Origin of the sequence: Kaistella faecalis (assembly GCF_019195395.1) — a bacterium.
In the GTDB taxonomy this organism is placed as follows: Bacteria; Bacteroidota; Bacteroidia; order Flavobacteriales; family Weeksellaceae; genus Kaistella; species Kaistella faecalis.
In genome coordinates, this window is the sequence record NZ_CP078067.1 from 2,076,518 (window position 1) to 2,098,350 (window position 21,833).

General features: G+C 39.2%; 24 protein-coding genes and 3 tRNA genes. 18 read left to right on the forward strand and 9 right to left on the reverse strand.

Features of this window, described 5'->3' with window-relative positions:
* Positions 1 to 13: 13 nt before the first annotated feature.
* Positions 14 to 145 carry a hypothetical protein gene (locus KTV93_RS12505; RefSeq protein WP_256118574.1) on the reverse strand — a complete coding sequence of 44 codons (132 nt, stop codon included), beginning with the start codon at positions 143 to 145 and terminating at the stop codon, positions 14 to 16.
* Between the two features lie 54 nt (positions 146 to 199).
* Positions 200 to 535: a HopJ type III effector protein gene (locus KTV93_RS09785; RefSeq protein WP_218248763.1), complete on the reverse strand. Its 336-nt coding sequence runs from the start codon at positions 533 to 535 to the stop codon at positions 200 to 202.
* 229 nt (positions 536 to 764) lie between these two features.
* Between KTV93_RS09785 and KTV93_RS09790 the strand changes: the two genes are divergently transcribed.
* The 3 genes from KTV93_RS09790 (at position 765) to KTV93_RS09800 (ending at position 3,380) form a co-directional block, all read left to right on the forward strand.
* On the forward strand, positions 765 to 1,823 hold the full coding sequence (locus KTV93_RS09790) for a DUF262 domain-containing protein (protein WP_218248764.1): 1,059 nt from the start codon (positions 765 to 767) through the stop codon (positions 1,821 to 1,823).
* Between the two features lies 1 nt (position 1,824).
* Complete coding sequence (locus KTV93_RS09795) at positions 1,825 to 2,454, forward strand: hypothetical protein (RefSeq protein ID WP_218248765.1); 630 nt, start codon at positions 1,825 to 1,827, stop codon at positions 2,452 to 2,454.
* A gap of 197 nt (positions 2,455 to 2,651) precedes the next feature.
* On the forward strand, positions 2,652 to 3,380 hold the full coding sequence (locus KTV93_RS09800; protein ID WP_218248766.1) for a hypothetical protein: 729 nt from the start codon (positions 2,652 to 2,654) through the stop codon (positions 3,378 to 3,380).
* Here the strand turns inward: KTV93_RS09800 and KTV93_RS09805 are convergent.
* Positions 3,364 to 3,759 carry a hypothetical protein gene (locus tag KTV93_RS09805; protein ID WP_218248767.1) on the reverse strand — a complete coding sequence of 132 codons (396 nt, stop codon included), beginning with the start codon at positions 3,757 to 3,759 and terminating at the stop codon, positions 3,364 to 3,366. The two genes, KTV93_RS09800 and KTV93_RS09805, sit on opposite strands and share 17 nt — an antisense overlap.
* 95 nt (positions 3,760 to 3,854) lie before the next feature.
* Positions 3,855 to 6,209 (reverse strand): polyribonucleotide nucleotidyltransferase, encoded by a 2,355-nt coding sequence (locus KTV93_RS09810; protein WP_218248768.1) that lies wholly within the window; start codon positions 6,207 to 6,209, stop codon positions 3,855 to 3,857.
* A 186-nt stretch (positions 6,210 to 6,395) separates the two neighbouring features.
* On the opposite strand from KTV93_RS09810, the gene KTV93_RS09815 reads away from it, so the two are divergent.
* Both KTV93_RS09815 and KTV93_RS09820 read left to right on the forward strand, forming a co-directional pair.
* Positions 6,396 to 6,752 carry a DUF4260 domain-containing protein gene (locus KTV93_RS09815; RefSeq protein WP_218248769.1) on the forward strand — a complete coding sequence of 119 codons (357 nt, stop codon included), beginning with the start codon at positions 6,396 to 6,398 and terminating at the stop codon, positions 6,750 to 6,752.
* A 94-nt stretch (positions 6,753 to 6,846) separates the two neighbouring features.
* Positions 6,847 to 7,089, forward strand: coding sequence for a GlsB/YeaQ/YmgE family stress response membrane protein (locus KTV93_RS09820; protein WP_218248770.1), 243 nt, complete (start codon positions 6,847 to 6,849; stop codon positions 7,087 to 7,089).
* Positions 7,090 to 7,158: 69 nt separating this feature from the next.
* On the opposite strand, the gene rpsO is transcribed toward KTV93_RS09820, so the two are convergent.
* Positions 7,159 to 7,428 (reverse strand): 30S ribosomal protein S15, encoded by a 270-nt coding sequence (gene rpsO, locus KTV93_RS09825; protein ID WP_218248771.1) that lies wholly within the window; start codon positions 7,426 to 7,428, stop codon positions 7,159 to 7,161.
* Positions 7,429 to 7,598: 170 nt separating this feature from the next.
* On the opposite strand from rpsO, the gene KTV93_RS09830 reads away from it, so the two are divergent.
* From KTV93_RS09830 to KTV93_RS09840, 3 genes are all read left to right on the forward strand, one after another.
* Positions 7,599 to 8,168, forward strand: coding sequence for a pyruvate decarboxylase (locus tag KTV93_RS09830; RefSeq protein WP_230259146.1), 570 nt, complete (start codon positions 7,599 to 7,601; stop codon positions 8,166 to 8,168).
* Positions 8,169 to 8,246: 78 nt separating this feature from the next.
* The gene (gene mgtE / locus KTV93_RS09835) at positions 8,247 to 9,566 is read left to right on the forward strand and encodes a magnesium transporter (protein ID WP_218248772.1); all 1,320 of its coding nucleotides are present in this window, start codon (positions 8,247 to 8,249) and stop codon (positions 9,564 to 9,566) included.
* A gap of 10 nt (positions 9,567 to 9,576) precedes the next feature.
* Positions 9,577 to 10,302: an ABC transporter substrate-binding protein gene (locus KTV93_RS09840; RefSeq protein ID WP_218248773.1), complete on the forward strand. Its 726-nt coding sequence runs from the start codon at positions 9,577 to 9,579 to the stop codon at positions 10,300 to 10,302.
* Between the two features lie 48 nt (positions 10,303 to 10,350).
* Here the strand turns inward: KTV93_RS09840 and dapA are convergent, their stop codons facing one another.
* Positions 10,351 to 11,223 (reverse strand): 4-hydroxy-tetrahydrodipicolinate synthase, encoded by an 873-nt coding sequence (dapA, locus tag KTV93_RS09845; RefSeq protein ID WP_218248774.1) that lies wholly within the window; start codon positions 11,221 to 11,223, stop codon positions 10,351 to 10,353.
* Positions 11,224 to 11,333: 110 nt separating this feature from the next.
* Here dapA and KTV93_RS09850 point away from each other — a divergent pair, with 110 nt between their 5' ends.
* From KTV93_RS09850 to recO, 4 genes are read left to right on the forward strand one after another with little or no spacing between them, the layout of a single operon-like run.
* Positions 11,334 to 12,104, forward strand: a complete 771-nt coding sequence (locus KTV93_RS09850) for a 5'-nucleotidase C-terminal domain-containing protein (protein WP_218248775.1) — start codon at positions 11,334 to 11,336, stop codon at positions 12,102 to 12,104.
* Positions 12,097 to 13,047: a bifunctional metallophosphatase/5'-nucleotidase gene (locus tag KTV93_RS09855; protein ID WP_218248776.1), complete on the forward strand. Its 951-nt coding sequence runs from the start codon at positions 12,097 to 12,099 to the stop codon at positions 13,045 to 13,047. The genes KTV93_RS09850 and KTV93_RS09855 overlap by 8 nt, the downstream gene beginning before the upstream one ends.
* Positions 13,048 to 13,105: 58 nt before the next feature.
* Positions 13,106 to 15,340 carry a type IX secretion system anionic LPS delivery protein PorZ gene (gene porZ / locus KTV93_RS09860; RefSeq protein WP_218248777.1) on the forward strand — a complete coding sequence of 745 codons (2,235 nt, stop codon included), beginning with the start codon at positions 13,106 to 13,108 and terminating at the stop codon, positions 15,338 to 15,340.
* Positions 15,340 to 16,029 carry a DNA repair protein RecO gene (gene recO / locus KTV93_RS09865; RefSeq protein WP_256118578.1) on the forward strand — a complete coding sequence of 230 codons (690 nt, stop codon included), beginning with the start codon at positions 15,340 to 15,342 and terminating at the stop codon, positions 16,027 to 16,029. Before porZ ends, recO begins: the two co-directional genes overlap by 1 nt.
* Before the next feature lie 58 nt (positions 16,030 to 16,087).
* Here the strand turns inward: recO and KTV93_RS09870 are convergent, their stop codons facing one another.
* Entirely contained in the window at positions 16,088 to 16,810 is a 723-nt protein-coding gene (locus tag KTV93_RS09870; protein ID WP_218248779.1) for a hypothetical protein, read from the reverse strand.
* A gap of 58 nt (positions 16,811 to 16,868) precedes the next feature.
* Here KTV93_RS09870 and KTV93_RS09875 point away from each other — a divergent pair, with 58 nt between their 5' ends.
* Complete coding sequence (locus KTV93_RS09875; RefSeq protein ID WP_218248780.1) at positions 16,869 to 17,309, forward strand: RNA-binding S4 domain-containing protein; 441 nt, start codon at positions 16,869 to 16,871, stop codon at positions 17,307 to 17,309.
* Here KTV93_RS09875 and KTV93_RS09880 read toward each other — a convergent pair.
* Positions 17,306 to 17,815 carry a shikimate kinase gene (locus KTV93_RS09880; RefSeq protein WP_218248781.1) on the reverse strand — a complete coding sequence of 170 codons (510 nt, stop codon included), beginning with the start codon at positions 17,813 to 17,815 and terminating at the stop codon, positions 17,306 to 17,308. The genes KTV93_RS09875 and KTV93_RS09880 overlap by 4 nt on opposite strands.
* 126 nt (positions 17,816 to 17,941) lie before the next feature.
* On the opposite strand from KTV93_RS09880, the gene KTV93_RS09885 reads away from it, so the two are divergent.
* From KTV93_RS09885 to KTV93_RS09895, 3 genes are all read left to right on the forward strand, one after another.
* Positions 17,942 to 18,014 (forward strand) — tRNA-Lys (locus KTV93_RS09885).
* 37 nt (positions 18,015 to 18,051) lie between these two features.
* Positions 18,052 to 18,134, forward strand: a tRNA-Leu gene (locus tag KTV93_RS09890).
* Between the two features lie 115 nt (positions 18,135 to 18,249).
* Positions 18,250 to 18,322, forward strand: a tRNA-Lys gene (locus tag KTV93_RS09895).
* Positions 18,323 to 18,426: 104 nt separating this feature from the next.
* On the opposite strand, the gene panC is transcribed toward KTV93_RS09895, so the two are convergent.
* Positions 18,427 to 19,275, reverse strand: coding sequence for a pantoate--beta-alanine ligase (gene panC / locus KTV93_RS09900; protein ID WP_218248782.1), 849 nt, complete (start codon positions 19,273 to 19,275; stop codon positions 18,427 to 18,429).
* A gap of 193 nt (positions 19,276 to 19,468) precedes the next feature.
* Here panC and KTV93_RS09905 point away from each other — a divergent pair, with 193 nt between their 5' ends.
* Positions 19,469 to 20,239: a glycogen/starch synthase gene (locus KTV93_RS09905; protein WP_218248783.1), complete on the forward strand. Its 771-nt coding sequence runs from the start codon at positions 19,469 to 19,471 to the stop codon at positions 20,237 to 20,239.
* A 15-nt stretch (positions 20,240 to 20,254) separates the two neighbouring features.
* The gene (locus KTV93_RS09910; protein WP_218248784.1) at positions 20,255 to 21,805 is read left to right on the forward strand and encodes a DUF4270 family protein; all 1,551 of its coding nucleotides are present in this window, start codon (positions 20,255 to 20,257) and stop codon (positions 21,803 to 21,805) included.
* Positions 21,806 to 21,833: the final 28 nt, after the last annotated feature.

Here is a 21,833-nt window from a genome sequence, read left to right on the forward strand (position 1 = left end):
GGATTGTTGGTTTCTAAGCGGTACCGCTTGTCATTGCTTTTGCCTGTTTTTTTCTGGCCTGTTTCTCTTCGTATTTTTTTACGACGTAACCTATTGCTAATGGCGCGACCCACATCAGGAGTCTTCTTAAAAGTGTTGCATTCATAATATTTATTTTTACGGATCAGGTTTCAAGAATTAAGCCAAACATGCGCTGGGTTTACTTCTTCTCCGCCAGCGCCTCGCTCTCGAAAGCAATTCCGTCCCATCCAAATTGCACGAAGTTGCGGATGTTCTGGTGGTCGCTGCCCTCAGGATTTTCAAGCACGTCCGTTCTGTAGAAATCCCCGAACAGTGCCAGCGTTTCCTCTTCGTTAAGACCCTTGAGTTTTGCAAAACTGAAAACCTTGCACGAGCCGTTATTTTCCCCAGCTTCATTCACCGTTTTTCCGTTCCTGAATTTCGTCGGTACGAAAGCGTAATGTTCATCAATATAGGCAATCACATCTTTAAAGTTGATGGTTTCCGGCGAGGTTTTGAGTTGGGTTAGGAGCATGGTAATTTTTTTAAAGTTTGAAAGATCCAAATTATTTAGCGAATTCCCAAAAGATGTTCGCAAGAATTTCGGTAGTCTGTTGCTGTAATATTACCGGAACTTGCTTATATTTGGTTGCTTACTAAGATCACATTTATGAAAAAATAGAATATGATTTGGTTGCAGTTGTATCAATATTTGAGACATTATATATAAGTTACACCCGATTTTAAAACTGAGAAAAAGTGGTATGAAAAATTTTGACAGCAGAGCGTATAGCATAAATGACTTTTTGGAATGGAATGACAAAAAGCAACTGCAGCTTTCACCTAAGTTCCAAAGAAAAGCCGTATGGTCAGATGATGCAAAGTCCTATCTAATGGACACGATTATTAGAGGTAAACCCATCCCGAAAATTTTTATTCGACAAACTCTTAATGTAGAAAATAGACAGTCAATTAGAGAAGTTGTTGATGGACAACAACGATTAAGAGCCATCTTATCATATATCAATGATGGATTTGCAATAAGCAAAAAACATAATGAAGCATATGGAGGCTACTACTTTAGTCAGTTAAATAATATAGACCCACAAATACAATCAACCATACTGAACTATGAAATATCAGTTGACCTTTTAGTTAATTTACCAGATAGAGAAATACTAGACATTTTCTCCCGCCTAAATTCATATGCAGTTGTTCTTAATGAGCAGGAAAAAATTAATGCAAATCACTTTAGTGAATTTAAAATTCTTGTCGATAGACTTTCACATAAGCATAATGACTTTTGGCTTGAAAATAAACTCCTAACCCATCAAAACATTTTAAGAATGGCAGATATAACACTTGTTGCGGACTTAGTGATAGCAATTTGTGAAGGTATCCAGTCAAAAAAACAAATCAAATCTTATTACGATAAATATGAAAAGTCATTTGATTATGATAGTGAAACGATAGAAAAAAACTTCGATGCTATTATAGACTTAACTAAAGAAATATTTAATGAAGGGATTAAGCACACACCATTTAAACGGATACATTTATTTTATACAATATTTACAAGTTTATATCACACCAAGTTCGGACTAAAGGATTTTGACAAGGAACAAATTGCTATACCAAAGAGTAAATATGAAAGAGTTAAAACAACCTTAACGGGCCTTAATGTATTGTTTGACACTGTTCCATTTCAGAATATGAGCGTAGGGCAAATTCAATTTTTAGAAGATAGTAGAAGAGCAACTACCGATACTAAGATTAGAGTTAGAAGGTCAGAATTTATTATAGACATAATAAATACTCTATAATATGGCTTTAGTACAAAATCTTGCTGACTTCCGAGCTACTAATGTTGAGTTAGTAGCACATATTGCATTTGCAAATGCAAAATATGCCAACAACTCCTACAAAATTACTAGAAATTTACGTGAATTTATTTGCGAATCGGCTTTTTTAAGAATTTTCATTGCATGGGAAACTTTTGTTGAAAATTGTTTTGTAGATTATTTACTAAACGAACCGTCAATTTTAAATAATAGACCTGCAAAATGGGTTAATCCAATTAGTAAAGACCATGCTCAAGAAATTATTATAGGGAATCAAAGATTTATGGATTGGTCAAATCCAGAAACCATACGAAAAATCAGTCAAATATATTTTCATCAGGGTTATGTGTTTAATACATCGTTAAGTGCAATCCATAATGACCTTATGGATCTAAAGACAATCAGAAATTCTGCAGCACATATGTCTTCAACTACAGCAAGTAAACTTGACGGCCTCAGCCAAAGAATTTTAAATAATACTGCTTGCGTTAATTATACAGCCTATAAATTATTGTTTTCTGTCGATCCACGTTCATCAATAATAAACCAGACAGTTTTAGAAAGATATTTACAGTTATTAGATGTAGCAGCAGAACAAATAGCCAACGGTTAGACGAACCAACCCCCATCTCTCCCGCTGCGCAAAGTCTCCCGACTTTGAGCATTCCGTAAATCCTCCGCAGCCCCCAGCTTCGGAGGTTTTTCCTTCCCCCTACCCAAAAAAAAACCAAAATTTTAGGTGTTTTCACCCGTGCACGGTTTCTTATTTTCAAATATATTTGATCGTAAACAACCTAAAAAACTTAAACTATGGCATCACAATCAGAAGTAGGGCACGCGCGTAATGTCGCGAACCTTCAGAAACTCATCCAGCAGATCACCGCGTACACCCTCTACAATCCGCCCGTACCCGCACTCCAGATCGCAAACCTCCAGACCCTCCACACCAACTCGGTCGCAAAACTCGCCGAACTCGAGGACAGCCGCATCGCCAACAAAGCAGCCATCTACAACCGCCAGGTCGCCTTAGAAAACCTGAAACCCCTCAGCACACGCATCTTCAACTTCCTCGAGATCATCGACCTTCCCGCAGGCATGCTCGAGCAGGCAAGATCACTCAACCGGATCATTCAGGGCTACACTCCCAAATCCCAGCAACCCGAAAATCCAGACCCCGACGGCGAACCCAAAGACACCGTTTCCACCTCCCGCCAGTCCTACACCCAGCAGGCCGAGACCTTCGGAAACCTCGTCAGCCTCCTGCAGACCATTCCCGCCTACACACCCAATGAAGACGACCTCAAGCTGCCCGCCCTCACCACCTACCACCAGGCTTTGGTTACCGCTACCCAGCCCGTAGACCAAACCGAAGCCGAACTCAAAGTGCAGCTCATCGCCCGGGACCAACTCCTTTACGCCGAAGGAAGCGGACTCATCGACCTCGCCCAGAAAGTTAAAAAATACGTCAAAAGCATCTACGGCGGCGATTCTCCCGAATACACCAACGTAGCCGCCATCAAATTCACCAACCCAACCTGATGGTAGAGATTAAAGAAGATCCCGCAATCCTCAGGCGGGCCCAAAACTCAAAGTTACATTCCCCGGATGTAACTTTTATTTTTTCACCCTCTTTATAAATGCGAACCCCTTTTGTCATTCCGTAGGAATCTCTCCTCCAAAACCACATTTTCGCCTCCTTAAATAACATTCTTGCCCCCGTAAGTTCAATTCTCGTCCCCGTAACTAAAATTCTTGCCACCGCAGGTAACATTCTTGCCACCGTAAGTTCAATTCTCGTCACCGTAACTAACATTCTTGCCACCGTAAGTTTAATTCTCGCCACCGCAGGTAACATTCTTGCCACCGTAACAAACATTCTTGCGTCCGTAACTTTAATTCTTGCCTCCGTAACTGACATTCTTACCCACTGATTCTTGCCTCACAAAACCACATTCTTGTCCCACAAAAAAACCACCTCAAATCGAGGTGGTTTCTTTTTTATGTAACAGCTGACTAGAATCCTTCCGGCTTCACATCGTCAGTATTTTCTGATTCGTTCAGTGGCTTGAAGGTATCTTCGCCAGCCGGTCTTTCTTCAGTTCTTCCGCTGTGCTGTGGTCTGTCGTTTCCAGGTCTGTGGTTTCCACCCTGTCTTCTGTCGCCACCGTCTCTGCGGTCATCTCTCCTGTCGTTTCTTGGGCCACGGTTGTCGCGGTTTTCGCGGTTGTCACCTTCACCTTCTTTACGCTCAGTTCTCGGAGGTCTTTCCAAAAGCACTTTTCTTGAAAGTTTCATTTTCTTACGGTCATCATAACCCATGAATTTCACTTCCACCATATCGCCTTCGTTATAAGGAACTTTGTCAAGTCTTGCCCACTCGATTTCTGAGATGTGAAGCAAACCTTCAGTACCCTTCGCAATTGCTACAAACGCACCGAAATCCATTACTTTCACAACCTTACCGTTGTAAACTTCGCCTACAGTCGGAACAAATGTAATTTCGTTGATGGCAGCAATGGTCGCGTTGATATTCTCTCTGCTTACGCCGGAGATTTCAATTCTTCCGATCTCACCGATTTCTTCAATCGCGATAACCGTATCAAAATCTTTCTGCATCTGCTGAATGATTTTTCCGCCAGGCCCGATAACTGCACCGATGAATTCCTTAGGAATCTCGAGTACTTCCATTTTCGGAGCGTGTGGTTTAACGTCAACTCTAGGTGCGTCGATGGTTTTCAACATTTCACCAAGGATATGTAGACGGCCGTCTCTCGCTTGTTTCAGTGCAGTTTCCATGATATCCATAGAAAGTCCCTGGATCTTGATATCCATCTGGCAAGCCGTGATTCCGTCTGCCGTTCCGGTTACTTTAAAGTCCATATCACCTAAGTGATCTTCGTCTCCTAAGATATCAGAAAGTACAGTAAACTTACCTGATTCAGGATCAGTTACCAATCCCATTGCGATACCCGAAACCGGTTTTGTAATCTGTACACCGGCGTCCATCAGAGCCAATGTTCCGGCGCAAACCGTTGCCATTGAAGATGAACCGTTAGATTCAAGGATATCGGATACGATACGGATCGTATATGGGTTTTCGGCTGGAATAATTCTTGAAAGCGCGCGCTGTGCAAGGTTTCCGTGCCCAACTTCTCTTCTTGATGTTCCTCTTAAAGGTCTTGCCTCACCCGTTGAGAATGGTGGGAAGTTATAGTGAAGGAAGAATTTCTCGTCGTAATTAATCGCAACTGAATCTACCATGTTGGCATCTTTTACAGAACCTAAGGTTACCGCTGTTAAAGACTGCGTTTCACCTCTTGTGAATACTGCAGAACCGTGTGCACCCGGCAGGTAATCCACTTCCGACCAGATCGGACGGATGGTTTCCGGTGTACGGCCATCCAGACGGATTTTCTCGTTGAGGATCATTTGACGCATTGCCTCTTTCTCCACATCGTGGAAATAGATTTTTGCGAATGGCTTCACTGTTTCCAGTTCCTCTTCAGAATACTGCGCCAGGAATTCTTCCAGAACAGCCTTGAAGTTATCGCCTCTTTCTTCTTTTGCAGAAGGAGTTTTGGCTACCTCGTATACTTTGTCAAAAGTTTCTTTCCACACCTTCTCACGAATTTCTTCGTCGTGGTTTTCGTGGCTGTATTCTCTTTTTGGTAAAGATTTGCCTACTCTTTCAGCAAGTCTTACCTGAGCATCAACCTGAACTTTAATTTCTTCGTGCGCGAATTTAATGGCTTCGATCATTTCCTCTTCGGTAATCTCGTCCATCACCCCTTCTACCATTACGATAGAGTCTTTGGTAGCACCAACAAGGATGTTAAGATCAGCTTTGTCTAAATTTTCTCTGCTTGGGTTTACAACAAGTTGTCCGTCGATTCTGGCTACAGTAACCTCAGACATTGGCCCGTTGAAAGGGATATCGGTAATCGCGATAGCTGCAGAAGCGGCTAAACCAGCCAGTGCTTCAGGCATACATTCTTTATCATAAGAAATCAGGGAAATCATCACCTGAACCTCAGCATGGAAATCATCCGGGAAAAGCGGACGCAAAACGCGGTCTACAAGTCTCATTGTAAGGATTTCTTCGTCAGATGGTCTCGCCTCTCTTCTAAAGAAGTTTCCTGGGATCTTTCCGCCTGAATAAAATTTCTCTCTGTAATCTACCGTCAGTGGAAGGAAATCCACGCCCGGGCTTGCGTCTTTGTTGGCTACAACGGTGGCAAGAAGCATCGTTCCGCCCATTCTTACTACTACAGATCCGTTGGCCTGTTTTGCCAGTTTCCCTGTCTCGATGGTAATCTCTCTACCATCCTTTAATTGAATTTTTTCAATAATTGCTTGTGGAGCATTCATAAAATCTGTTCGTCTTTGGCACTCCGTATTGAGTGCGGTTAAAATATTTAATCTTTTTAAATTTTCGGAAGCAAAGATAGGTAAAATCGCTGAAATCTCAGATTTTAAACCACATTAGTGCAGTGTGCTTAAATTCCCGTATGTAACAGACAAAATATATTTCCGACAAATCGGGAAACTTTAAACATGAAAATTTTATTAAAGCTGGAGTATGTTTCTTTATTTCTGATCGGCGTTTTAGCCTTTATGCAAACCGGAATTTCCTGGTGGTGGTTTGCGGCAATGTTCTTTTTGCCGGATCTTTCGATGCTTGGTTATATGGCCGGAAGCAAAGCTGGAGCATTTTTCTATAACTTATTTCATCATTTTGCGTTAGGAATTTTATGTTTCGTTGTCGGTAAATATTTAGGCAGCGATTATCTTACCGTTGCAGGAATTATCCTTTTCACTCACTCCGCTTTCGACAGGATTCTTGGGTATGGATTGAAATATCCCGACAGTTTTCATAACACTCATCTCGGGAAAATCGGTCATAAAGAATGATTTTTAAAGTTTCAAAATAAGATTTTTTTCTCAGGACTCAGTTCCACTGGCATAATATTGGAATTTAATCCGGAAATCATTAAAAAATATTATTATGGGAATTTTATGGACGCTAATTATTGGCGCAATCGCAGGCTGGCTAGGCTCACAGATTTTTAAAGGTGGTAGCCTTGGCCTTATCGGAAACATTATTGTAGGAATCGTGGGCGGGGTAATTGGATATTATCTTTTAGGGACAACCTTTGGTACCGCGATTATTGGTCAGATTTTAACCGGAGCTGTAGGTTCTATCATCCTTCTGGCGGTAATTAATCTGCTTACAGGTAGAAAAGTGTAGAAAGTTCTTCACTTTATCGCATAAAAAAAGCAACTCAATTGAGTTGCTTTAATTTTTCCCGGAAAATGATTATTTTCTTAAACCAAGTTCTGCGATAATCGCTCTGTATCGGTTGATATCTTTTTTCTTAAGATAATCCAAAAGCGCTTTTCTTTTACCTACCAAAGCTACCAGTGAACGCTCCGTGTTGAAGTCGTGACGGTTTGCTTTAAGGTGTTGAGATAAGTGATTGATTCTGTAAGTGAAAAGGGCAACTTGTCCCTCAGCGCTTCCTGTGTCTGCATCAGACTTTCCGTGTTTTGCGAAGATTTCTTTCTTCTTGTCAGTTGTTAAGTACATTCCAATATTATTTAATGATTATTATGTAACGGGTGCAAAAGTACAACAATTTTATCTTTTATGAAACATTATATCACATTGCCTGAATACAAATTCAAAAAACGTTAAAAAAATCTTAAAATTAATATTGAAATTCCGGTAAATGGCAGTATTTTTGTAAACACAAAATCATGATGAATCATCTTTACCTGTTTGCACTAGGCACTTTTTTTCTTTTCACTGGTTGCCAGTCACTTCCGGCCCAAAATATTTCGGCTAAAAAGGATTTGAAGAACCAGAACATCATCTATTTCAATCCTGAAGTTTTTCCCGATATCGATGAAATAAAAGAACCCACAAATACCGCCTTCTATGCTGCGGTATCAGAGCGCGTTCCTTCTTTTAAAAATTACAATGTTCTGCGGGTAGATACCTATGTACCTTTTGATAATGTAGATGTAGACGTAATTAAGGAGTATTGTAAGAATAACAATGCGCAACTCGCCGTGGTGCCAAAGGTAAAATATTTTAAGGTGGGAGTAGGGAAGTATGTATTCTCTAACCAGGTAATCATCAGTATGAAACTGTACGATTCGATGGGCAACTTCCTAACCGAAACCTATTACGATACATACAAGAAAAATGCAAGAATTCTGGGTTCAGCAGAAAATTCCATTAAGATCGGGGCCATGGGAGCCCTTACCAATTTGGGAAAAAGCCTGAAAAAATCTAAAACGTATTCTATCGCTGCTGAGAATTAAATTTCTAAGCCTTTAAACCAGCTATATTTCTTTACTGTAAGTTTTTGAACTATTTTTGCAGTTCAACACCTATTTTTTTTGGAAACTCAGGAACTTATTTTTAATCCCGCAGATATTGCAGAAACGCTCAGCGAACTTCCCGTTAAAGAGCGGGTTTTAGCATTTCTGAAAGTTCCGAAACAGTACAAAGCTGATGTGTTTTCGCATCTGGATCCCGATTTTCAGGAAGAGACCATCAGGAATATAGGCAGCGAAGAGGTTTCCGAAATTCTGAATGCCATGACGCCGGATGACCGGACGGCATTGTTCGAGGATTTCCCTGATGAACTCATTAAATATTCCATCAATCACCTCAATCCGCAGGAAAGAAGAATTGCACTAAAGCTTTTGGGCTATAATTCCGATTCCATCGCGAGGCTGATGACGCCTTATTACATCCAGATCCGAAAAGAATGGACGGTGAAAAGATGCCTGCAGCAGATTAAAAAAGTAGGTAAAAAGATGGAAACCATGAACCATCTTTATGTAGTCGATGAAAGAAACCAACTCATCGATGACATAGCGATCGGCTCACTGCTTTTGGCGGAAGAAGATACATTGATTTCTGAGATTACAGATAACCATTTTGTCGCCATTACAACAACCACGAGTAAAGAAGATGCGGTACAATACTTCGAAAAGTACGACAGAACAGCACTCCCAATTGTAACAGAAGCCGGTGTTTTGGTTGGAATTGTTACGATTGATGATATCTTAGACCAGATTGAACAGCAGAATACCGAAGACATCCAGAAATTCGGGGGTATGGAAGCGCTTGATGAGCCGTACCGCCAAACCCACTGGTTCGAGATGATTAAAAAAAGAGGTTTCTGGCTTATTCTTTTATTTTTCTTCCAATTGTTAACGGCATCTGCCATGGGTTATTTTGAAGATGAGATTCAAAAAGCTGTTGTGCTCACTTTATTTGTACCGCTGATTATTTCAAGTGGCGGAAATACCGGTTCGCAGGCGGCTACGCTTATTATCCGTGCGATGGCACTTCAGGAAATTACCGTAAAAGACTGGTGGCTCGTTATTAAAAAAGAGCTTGTTACGGGAATGGTGCTCGGTGGGATTCTAGGAATTTTCGGATTTTTCAGAATTATGCTATGGCAGTATGCAGGCTGGTTCGATTATGGCCAGTATTGGGCATTTATTGCTTTAAGTGTCGGGATTTCTCTTTCGATGATAGTGATGTGGGGAACACTTTCAGGTTCCATGGTTCCTTTTGTTCTGAAGCGTTTTAATCTGGATCCTGCTACTTCTTCGGCGCCTTTTGTGGCAACTTTGGTCGATGTTACAGGTTTGGTTATTTATTTTTCTGTTGCAGGACTGCTTTTGAGCGGAAAACTTCTTTAAATGAGATTTAATGACAATAATTTCACTGGTTCCGAGTATCACCGAAGCCCTTTTTGATCTGGGCCTAACTGAAGTTGAAATTATCGGAAGAACAAAATTCTGTATTCATCCGGAAAATCAAGTTAAAAATGTGGCAGTAATTGGCGGAACAAAAAGCATAAATATGGAAAAAATAAGGTCACTAAATCCCGATATCATTATTGCCAACAAAGAAGAGAACACAAAGGAAGACGTAGAAGAGCTTCAGAAATATTTTAAAGTTTTAGTGACCAATATTTCTACTTTGGAGGATAATTATTATCTGCTGAAAACCCTCGGGAATCTTTTGAATAAACAGGAAATCGCGCAGAAATACAATTCGAAAATCAATGAAATTTTTCAGGATATTCAGTGTAAAGAAAAAAAAACCTGCGCGTATCTCATTTGGAAAAACCCTTATATGACCGTGGGTTCAGATACCTTCATCCATGCTGTTTTAGATCAGATTGGTTTTGAAAATATTTTTAAAACTCAGAAAAGATATCCAGAAATTTCGATAAAAGAACTGAAAGCTGCTGAATTTGTTTTTCTTTCTACCGAACCGTTTCCGTTTAAGCAGAAACATGTAGATGAACTTCAGAAACGGCTTCCGGATTCAAAAGTGATTCTGGTTGATGGTGAAGCTTTTTCCTGGTACGGAACGCATCTTGCCAAATGTGAAAATTATTTCAAAAACCTCCTCGAAATCTACAAATAAAAAAAGGACTCTTTTGCAAAAGTCCTTTAAATGTATCTGTATTGTGGTCTAAATTTTAGCCATTTCAGCTTTAATCTTGTCTTGTAATCCAGCGCTTGCTGCAACCAGAGGAAGTCTTAAATAATTTTTAATAATTCCTTTTTCAGCTAGAACAGTTTTAATTCCGGCCGGATTTCCTTCTGCGAAAATCAATCGCGTAATTTCTACCAGTTTGTTGTGGATTTCGTAGGCTTCTTTCACTTTTCCGTCAAAAGCCAACTGAACCATTGTTGAAAATTCTTTCGGATAACCTTGTCCAATTACCGAAATCACACCGTTTCCACCCGCCAGAGTTACCGGAAGAGTATATTCGTCATCACCGGAAACCAAATTGAAATTTGCAGGTTTCAGTCTTAAAATATCGAAATACTGCAGAATATTTGGCGCAGCTTCTTTAATCATGATCAAATTTGGGAATTCTTCCGCCAAACGCAAGGTTGTGGATGCTTCGATATTCTGTCCTGTCCGGGAAGGTACGTTATAAATAATGATGTTTTTTCCGGTTCCGGCTAAAACTTTATAGTGCTGGTAAAGCCCTTCCTGATTAGGTTTGTTGTAATACGGAGAAACAGAAAGTACTGCGTCAAATTCCGAAAGATCGGTTTCTTCGATCTGTTTTTTTACTTCCATGGTGTTGTTTCCGCCAATACCCAGAACAAGCGGAACACGTTTATTATTAACCTTGATGATGTGATTTATAACCTGTGTTTTCTCTTCTGCCGAAAGTGTTGCCGCCTCGGCGGTAGTTCCTAAAACGACAAGATAGTTGGTTCCGTTTTCGATGTTGTAATCTACCAGTTTGGTAAGCGAATCGAAATCTACGGATAAATCTTCATTAAAAGGTGTAACCAAGGCAACACCAACTCCTTTTAAATTGCTCATTTTTGTATTATTAATCTTTCAAAATTACAAAATTTAAAGCAAGAATTTAAGAAAAATAATCATTAGTTTATATTCATATCTTTATATTTGCAACAATAGATTTTATCTTCATGAAAATTAAATTCCTGCTTATCGTATCAGCATTTTTGTCGGTTACGGCTTGCAAAACCCCGCTGAATATTGCCAAAGTAAGCCCCGAAAAAAACATTTCACTTTCTAAAGATTTACCGGAAGATCAGCAATTCAAAAATGTTATTGAGCCTTATAAACAGGAAGTGGAGGGCAAAATGAATACTAAAATTTCGCACACCGCAGTGGATCTTAATAAACAGGGCGACAACAGTAATCTGGGAAATCTGCTTGCAGATTATACCTTCGAAGGTGCGGATGACTGGGCGAAAAAAAACGGGATTCCTGCCGGAGTTGACGGTGCGGTGATAAATGTTGGCGGAATACGCTCTACTATTGGGGCCGGAGATATTTTCACCAAACATGTTTACGAAGTAATGCCTTTCGAAAATGAAGTAGTAATCGTAAAAATGAAAGGTTCGGATCTGCAGGGACTTTTCGATTATTATTTGAAGACTCAAAAAAATAATCCGGTTACTCATCTCTACATTGAAACTGATAATGACCGCGTTATTAAGGGACTTATAAAAGGAAAGGAAGTGATACCTAATCAGGATTATTATATTGCAACGTCAGATTATTTGGCCTTAGGCGGCGATAACATGGCTTTTTTCGGAAAGGGAGAATTAATTTCTACAGGTTTAAGACTTCGCGATTTGTTTTTAGAGAAATTTATTTCAAATCCTGAAATTGTAGCGCCGAAAGACATTCGTTTAAATTTTAAAAACAAGAAAAACAAAACCAATGAATAGAAAGAAATTTCTGAGCACTATTGGCGGCGGAACACTGGCATTAACGCTTGCGCCAAATTTACTTCTGGCGGAAAATCTAAAATTCCTTGACCAGAACTCCGATTATAAACTTACCATTTTACATACAAACGATCAGCACAGCAGAATTGAGCCTTTTGAGTCCAGTTACAGCCGTAATCCCAATCAGGGCGGTTTTGCAAGGCGGGCAGCTTTAATACAGAAAATCCGTGATGAAGAGAAAAATGTACTCTTGCTGGATTCTGGTGATACTTTTCAGGGGACGCCTTATTTCAATTTTTTTGGCGGTGAACTCGAATTTAAGTTAATGTCAATGATGGGTTATGATGCTTCAACAATGGGGAATCACGATTTCGATAATGGTTTGGAAGGTTTCAAAAAAGTGCTGCCAAACGCAAAATTTCCTTTCATCTGTTCCAATTACGATTTCAAAAACACGATTCTTGACGGACAGACATTGCCCTACAAAGTTTTTAACAAAAACGGAATAAAAGTCGGAATCTTCGGTGTTGGGATTGAACTTGCAGGTTTGGTGGGCAAGAAAAGCTATGGCGAAACCGTTTATCTGAATCCGGTCGAAATTGCGCAGCATTATGCCACATTTTTACGGAATGAGAAGAAATGCGATATGGTAATATGCCTTTCGCACATTGGCTATGATTACAAAGACGATCCCAAGAAGGTTTCAGACAAAATTCTTGCGTCCCAAACCGATGGGATTGATTTGATTTTGGGGGGACATACCCATACATTTTTGCCTGAGCCGCAGACCTTTGTTAATAAATCAGGTAAAAATGTAATGGTGAATCAGGTTGGTTGGGCCGGACTGCTTCTTGGAAAGATTAATTTTTATTTTGATAAAAATAAGAAGGTGAAAAATATTTCCTGGAATAATCAAGTTATAGATGACAGCATATTGGTTTAAGATAACATGATGCCTTCGGCTGAATGCAGCCAATAAAAAACAGAACATGAATATACAGATGAAAAAATTTTTACCGTTTATAATTCTCTTTCTTTCTTTGCAGATCTCTGCCCAGGTTATTTCTTCAAGCAAATGGACCGATTTATTTTCCTATAATAACGTTTTGGCGATTCGCGAAGACAACGGAAAATTAATTGCCGCAACCGAAAACGGTATATTTTTCTATACTCCTGCAACTGGTGAACTAAAAAAACTTTCCAAAGCAAACGGTTTGCACGAAGTGAAAATTTCGGCTTTTGATTATAATCCAGAAACCAAAACCGGTTTGGTTGGATACAGAAATGGTTCTATGGATGTTATTACTCCGGACGGAATTACCTACGTAGTTGATATTCCTATTGCGACCGGTTATGCCGGAGATAAGAAGATTAATCATATTTCGATTACAGGAAATTTAGCGGTAATTTCAGTAGGTTATGGCGTTTCAATCTTCCGGTTAGACAGAAAGGAGTTTGGCGATTCAGCGTTTTTCACCAGTGGAGGAACTTATGAGTCTGCGCGGGAAGCTGTAATTAAAGATAATTCGGTTTATGTAGTGACGGCGACAGGATTAAAGTCTCATGAAATGAATGTGACCTTTCCTATTTATTCGACATGGAATACAGTAGCGGCCGGCAGTTATAACCAAATCAGCAGCGGCAGTGTGTTGGCTTACGCCAACGCAAATACAGTAAGATATGGTAACGGAACTTCATTTACAACAATTTCCCGAAGTTTTACAGATATTCAGGATGTTGTAATAACTTCGGGAAACATTATTGTTGCAGATTATTCTACGGTTTACGTGTATGGTACAGGCGGCAATTTCATTAAATCTTATGATGCAACTGAATTGATTAACAGCGGGACATATATCGACTCTAAAATTTACGCAGGCACGAAAGTTTCGGGAATGAAAAACGAAGCGGGTGAGTTGCTGAAACCGGATGGGCCTTATAGTAACACATCATATAAAATTGATCTTCGCGACAACCAGATTGTAATTTCTACAGGAGGCCTCGACGCTTTTAATACGCCAGTTATCAGGGGTTTAGGTTATTATCATTTTAACGGAACAAACTGGGTGTATCCTGATTTGTTCAGAAATACTACTGTTCCCTTTAATGTTTTGGATGCAGTTATCAATCCTTCCAAGCCAGCAGAGATCTTTTTTACTAATTATACTTTTGTAGATGGAAGTAAGGGGATTTACCGAATGGATGATAATCAGTTGGCCAAAGTTTACGCAAGTTCTGGTGGTGTTTACAACAGAGTAGTAGGTTGCGTGTTCGATGAAAATAATCAGCTTCTTGTTTCGCAATGGAGTGCTAAAGGAACTTCCGGTGAAATAGGATTTTATTACTATAATCCAACCTCTGACCAATTTGGCTTTGTTTCTTCTGTAACCGCAGGGCTTGTACAGAAACCTTTTGCAAAGTCAGGAATAGTTTTTATTCCGGCGCCCTTCTTCTCTTCAGGGGGGCTACTACTCTATGATTACAACAATACGCCCGCAGCAACAGGGGACGACCGTTTTAAAATTCTTAGAAAAAACAATAATTTACCCGCTGATGGCGTGGTGTCGGCTACTATCGATAAAAACGATGATATTTGGATCGGAACCAGGATAGGCCTGAGAATCATCAGCAATCCATCATCTATTCTAAGTGAAGAAAATCCTCAGGCAGATCCCATAATTATTGAAGAAAATGGTCTGGGCGAGGAACTGTTCCGCGACAGTAATATTTTGCAGATCGAAGTTGATGCTGGAAACCAAAAATGGATATCCGTAGACGATGGTGGAGTATTTTACCTCAGTTCAACAGGGGAGCAAACACTCAATCATTTTACAAAAGAAAATTCCCCACTGCCAAGTAACAGTGTGACCGACATAAAGGTTGACAATAAAACCGGAAAAGTGTATTTTGTTACCCTTGATGGAGTTATGGTTTATCAGGGTGATGTGTTGAATGTAACTTCAGATTTCGGTGATGTATTGGTTTACCCGAATCCGGTTGTTTACGCTAAATATAAAGGCAATGTTAGAATCCGCGGTTTGGCAGAAAAAACCAATATCAGAATTACTGATGCGGCAGGAAATTTGGTCCATCAGGCGGTCTCCCGTGGCGGATATTACGAGTGGAACCTCAATAATAACCGTGGTGTGCGCGTAGCATCGGGAATCTACTTTGTGCTGATGACTAATGCTGATGGTACCGATACTGCCACAGCCAAAATTGCGGTAGTGAATTAATGCAGAATCAAACCTGTTTTTTACTTTCTTATATGAAATACGGTGACCAGGACGCGATTCTTCACTGCTTTTCAGCGGAGCGTGGTTACCAGAGTTTTTTCGCAAAAGGAATCTATTCATCTAAGAACAAGAAGAAGCCTTATCTTTTCCCTCTGAATCTATTGAATATCACTGTTTCGAGATTTGCAGCACACAAAACTTTACTCCCTATTGCTAAACTTGAGCCTGCTGCTGATTTCTACGATTTTAATGATGTGAAAGTGAATTCAATGCTGTTTTTTACGGCAGATTTTCTCCATCAGATTTTACGGGAAGAACATCAGAACGAAAGGGCTTTCAATGAAGTAAATAGGTTTAAAGAACAGGTTGAGGTAAATAATCCCATTTCGCACTTGTCTCTGATTTTTCAATTCTTAAAAGTATCGGGGATTGCGCCGCTTTTACAGGAAGGAAGTTATCTTAATCCTGAATCAGGAATCTTTACTCAAGAGATTTCGCATCCCTTCTTTACAGCAGAGATTTCATCGTTGTGGAGGATTTTCCTGACAGCAGAAAATCCCTATGAAATCCATCTGCGCAGACACGAAAGAAATACTTTTTTAGACAGCCTCATGATTTACTATCATTTGCATTTTACAGGATTTTATACACCGAATTCTTTGGGAGTATTACGGCAGATTTACGAATAGACAGGTCATAAAAAAAAGTTCCCCAAATGAGGAACTTTTATTTTATCGTTTCACGAAATTATCTTTCGTTGAGGTAAGGCGTTGATTTATAAATCTGGAAATTAAATACAAAACTTCTGTTTCTATAGGCCAGGCCGGTGTAATTAAAGTGTGCATCTCTGGCAAAAGCTGCTCGTGAAGGTACAATAATTACCCCCTGCAGATTATAATTGCTGTCATCAGGAATATTAAATGCCTGGAATTTCTTAATCGCTTCCTGAAATCCTTCAATTTCGTAATAACTTCTTTCCTTTGCTGCTGGAACGGTAGCAGCTGTAAGAACAGATTTTTTAACATAAAAATAAGCCGGATCTACCTCTGGGACGCCGCTTCCTGAAATCGTATTTCGGAATGTTGATGGAGATGCATATGCAACCTTGTTATCTGTATTTGTCGCGATATAAGTTGTAGATCTGCTCATTAATCTCAATAAATCATATTGCCCGATTGCTGTTCCAGCTGCGGGTTGTGCTCCCGGTCTTACGATATAAATTACGCCTGATGGCAATGTTACAGGGTTAAGATCAGCTAATTTTACATTCACTGTATCTGTAGCAACAAAATCCTGTATATTTCCTTTTGCATCGAGATAATGGGTCTCCAAAAAGTTCTGTGCAGCCTGGTCATCATATGTATTCTGAGTCTCTATGCTTACTTCCTCGATGGTCTCCGGAGTGTCATCTTTTCTGCAGGATACGATGGCAATGGATGCTAAAGCGAGATATAAGAATGTTTTTTTCATTTTTAATATTATCATTAAATTGCTAAAATTTTCAATCCAGCAAAAGTATAAATAAAATATGAGAATCGATAAATTTTTATGGTGTGTACGTTTTTACAAAACCCGTAGCATAGCTGCCGACGAAATCAAGAAAAACAGGGTTTCGGTGGGAAACAGCACTGTGAAATCATCAAAAGAAGTGAAGCCCGGAGATTTAATTAAAATCCGGAAGAACCAAATTGATTATCAGATAAAAATCCTGGAGATTCCCAAGAGCCGGATAGGCCCCAAACTGGTTCCACTCCACATTCAAGACAAAACCGAGCCTGAACAGTACGAGACCCTTAAACTTCGCAAACTAACGCAGGATTATTACCGTGGAAGAGGAGAGGGCAGGCCAACCAAGAAAGACCGCCGTGATATGGATGATTACATCAGTGCCGATGCCGGTTCAGGAATGGAAGATGGTGAGTGGGACTTGTTCTTCAGTGATGTGGATGAAGAAGCAGCGGAAGATTAAATCAACGCGGCAATTTCATCTGCGATTTGCTCGGGATCTTTGCCGTCGGTATCAACAGTAAATTTCGCCTGAGAATAGTAATGGTTTCTTTCGAACAAATGTTTTGCGATAAATTCTGGCAAATCTTCATCATTTTGAGAGGCAATTAATGGTCTCTTATTTTTTTGTTTTAGCAGCCTTTGAGCGAGTGTGCTTACCGAGGTCCGTAGAAATACAGATTGAGAATGTACATTGATAAGGTCCATATTATTGTAATATGCAGGCGTGCCGCCTCCGAGGCTCAGAATACATGGTTCCGGTGTCATTAAAACCTCTTCCAATATTTCCCTTTCCTGCTTTCTAAAGTAGATTTCGCCCTTTTTTTCGAAGATTTCGTTAATGGTAGAATTATTTTTAAAAGAAATTTCTTTGTCGAGGTCAATTAATTTAAACTGCAGTTTATGGCTCAAAACTTTGGAAATGTGAGATTTACCGCTGCCCATGTATCCGATGAGTGAAATAATCATTTTTGAATTTTATACAAATTACTAAAAAAATTTTGAGATTTTAAAAAAAGGCCTATCTTTGCACCACTCAAAAAGGGAAAATAATTACTGATTTTAGATTTTTAATTATTCTTTTAGAGAGTGACCGACTCGGTAGCTCAGCTGGTAGAGCAATACACTTTTAATGTATGGGTCCTGGGTTCGAATCCCAGCCGGGTCACTAGCTAAAAATTCCGTAAATATTACGGATTTTTTTTGCCTGCGTGGTGAAATTGGTAGACACGCCATCTTGAGGGGGTGGTTTCCTAAGGATGTGCTGGTTCGAGTCCAGTCGCAGGCACGAATAAAATTTTAAATGCTGAATTTTAAATTTTAAGTTAATAAGTAAATTTTAAATTATTGCCCTTCTTGGCTGTTAATCTAAAATTAATAATTTAAAATCTGAAATTTTCATTGACTCGGTAGCTCAGCTGGTAGAGCAATACACTTTTAATGTATGGGTCCTGGGTTCGAATCCCAGCCGGGTCACTATTTTACTCTTCGGAGTGAATTTTTTTCATATTAATATTTTGTGATTTGGTGATCAAAAGTCTTCCCGCAAGGAAGACTTTTGACGTTTTTATAGCATGATGCTAATCCAGATGCATATTATCAATAAGCCGTACATCGCCAACGTTTACTACGATGAAGGCACGGTAGTTTCGGTCTTTGTAGAAGAAATCGGTTTCCTTCAGCGTTGCTTCGTCTGCAATTAAAAAATACTCCAAAGTCATCCCCCTCTGATTTTCGAAGATATCTTTTACACGCTGGTTAATTTCAGGAACGGTGATCACCCTGAACCACTCATTTGCTTTAACTAAGGTTTCGTAAATCACTTTTGCAGCTTCGCGCTGGGTAGAATCTAAACGCTGATTTCTGGAACTCATCGCAAGTCCACTGCTTTCCCGGTAAATTGGTACACCGTGAATTTTTATGGATGAATTGTGTTTTTCTGCCAATTTCTTAATAATAGCAAGCTGCTGATAATCTTTATCTCCAAAATAAGCATTGTCTGGTTTCACCTGTTGGAAGAGCTCTTCTACCACTGTTCCTACACCATCGAAGTGGCCGGGCCGAAACTTACCTTCCATCTCATTTTCCAGGCCGTCAAAGTCATAGCTTTTGCTTTTGAGTCCATCGGGATAAATATCATTCACTTCCGGAATATAAACTGCATCTACAAATCCGGATTGTTCTAAAGCTTTAATATCATTCTCGATTGTACGCGGATACTTCTCGAGATCTGCTGCATTGTTAAATTGAGTAGGATTAACGAATATTGAAGAGATAACAAGATCATTTTCTTTTCTGGCCTCGGCATAAAGCGACAGGTGACCCTGATGAAGTGCGCCCATGGTGGGAGCAAATCCAATTTTTTTGCCCATTTCCTTCTGTCTTTCAATATAATCGAGAAGTGTTTTCTTAGTTTTAAAAATTTCCATAATTTATTAATGTACTTGTAAAAATAGGTATTTCTGATAAAAAAAAATACGCTGAGATAAAAATGTTTATACTAAAGCAAACCCTTTTCAATTATAATTATTAAAATTTGTTAATTAAAAGATATATGCTTAAAATTTCGTAATTTTGCGCGACAGAATATTCTGTTTGATAATTAGAGAAACGATAGATTTTATGCCGAACCAAAAAATATTATACGTCACTACCGAAATGTTCCCCTATCAGGAAGATAGTAATATGGCTTCAATGGTGAACAAAATGTCACTAAAAATGCACCAGGATGGTAACGATGTACGCGTTTTTATGCCAAGATTTGGCCAGATCAGCGAACGTAAATTTCAACTGCACGAAGTGATACGTCTTTCCGGAATGAATATTATTATTAATGATCTGGATCAGCCTTTGATTATTAAAGTGGCATCGCTGCCCGGAGAGAGACTTCAGGTTTATTTTATTGATAATGATGAGTATTTCAAAAGAAAGCAGTTTTATGCTGATGACGAAGGAAATGCTTTTGTTGATAATGACGAACGTGCCATTTTCTTTGCAAGAGGTGTCATCGAAACCATCAAGAAACTTAACTGGGTTCCGGATGTTATACATCTTAACGGATGGATGGCTTCGTTTATTCCCGTTTACTTAAAGACTTTCTATAAAAACGATTCGTATTTTAAAGATTCAAAGCTGGTACTCTCTGTTTATAATGAAGAAGATGCAGCACTTTCTACGTCAATCGAAGAAAAAATGAAATTCGACAATATTACTTCACTTAAAGCGTTTAAGAAACCTAGTTTTCAGCAGTTCGTAATAGAAAGCATGGATTTGGTAGATGTTGTAGTTAAAGGTGATGAGTTCCTTCAGGATGAACTTGATGAAGCTTTTAAAAAGACAAAAACTACCAAATCGGAATATCTAGGCGCCGAATCAATTGCAAACTTATACTAATCAATTTAAATTTTAATGATAAAGAATATTAAGAAATTATTCAATATTACCGCTTCGCTGGTAATTGGAAGTTTAATTTTATATAGTTGTGAGCCCGATGCGGATATGCTGGGTTCACAGTTTTTTCAGAACGGAGCTCAGGGTACAGAAACGTCATATGATGTAATTGCATATAATATCAATAATGGTGATTCAATCCGTACAGATAACGAAAGGCTTCAAAGTGCAACTTTAGGAGCGTTTAACGAGCCTCAGTTCGGGTTGCAAAAGTCGTCCTATGTTTCGCAGGTGCGGCCTTCTATTTATAGCCCTGATTTTGGAACAAATCCTGTTTTAGACTCTGCAGTATTAGTAATTAAACCGATTTATGCTGCTGATTCTGCAACCACTACCACTGCGGATGATTATATTTATCCTATTGGAGCAGTTGCCGCTAAGAAGGTGGTAACCACTTATCCCGTTGCTAAATACGGCAAAACTAAAATTGATGGCAAAACCGTTTTTAATATAAAAATTAATGAGGTTAATGACTTTCTCGGATTAGCATCAGGGGATTCTATTATGTCTAACAGAAGTGTAGCGGAGGGTAATTTGCTTGGAACGAAAGTCTTTAATGGCAGTATCAGCGCTATTAAAATCACGAAAGATTCAGATAATTCAGATCTTTATATTAGAGACGCTGCCTTACGAATCCCGTTAGACAGTACCTTTTTCCAAAATAAAATCATTACCAAGGGCAAATCAGCTGAACTTGCTGATGCAGCATCTTTTACGAGGTATTTCAAAGGAGTAAAGTTATCTGTGGCTGAAAACGATGGTTATATTTTTAATTTTGATCCAAATAATGTAGTAATTAATCTTTATTACAAAAAGGATAAGGTCGAGAACGGAACTACCACCCGCGAAGATGATGTTTTTGCGCTGGATTTAGGATCCGCTAATACTCATTTTAATCAGATTGCTTTTAATCGAGCCGGTACTCCTGCTGCAGCGGCAATGGCGGTTTATGACACCATTATAGGCTCCCCTAAACTGTTCGCGCAGGGAATGGGCGGACCTGGAATTGGGTTTAAAATTCCTGAATCAAAAATTGCAGAAATCAAGGATTTATATAATAATGAAAAGATTGGAATTATATCTGCCAAAATAAGAATGTATACCGATGAAGTAAGCTGGAATAACAAATACCAGAAACCTTCATACTTTGTTGTGAAGCAAAAAAAACTAAATACTTTTCTTGAGGATATGAGTGCTCTGGCTTACACGGGACTCTACAATTTAGTAAAGCCATTTGATTTAGATAAAAATCCGGCTTATTATGAAATTGGTATCACCCAGACCTTTAAAAAAGTAATTGAAAAAGAGGCGAAAGCTGACCACTTCATTTTAAATGTTGGTAGTTATACATTTGATGCCAATGGTAATTTAATCGGCTCGATTTATCCGGACCTTGGTCCTCAGAATTTCAACACACGGGCTTACACTCCTAACCGTGTTGTGTTGGTAGGGACAGATCCCGGTAATCAAAAAAGCGCAAAGCTTATTCTGACTTACGGCAAAAAATAGATTTAAAAATTAAAAAAATTAAAAAAAT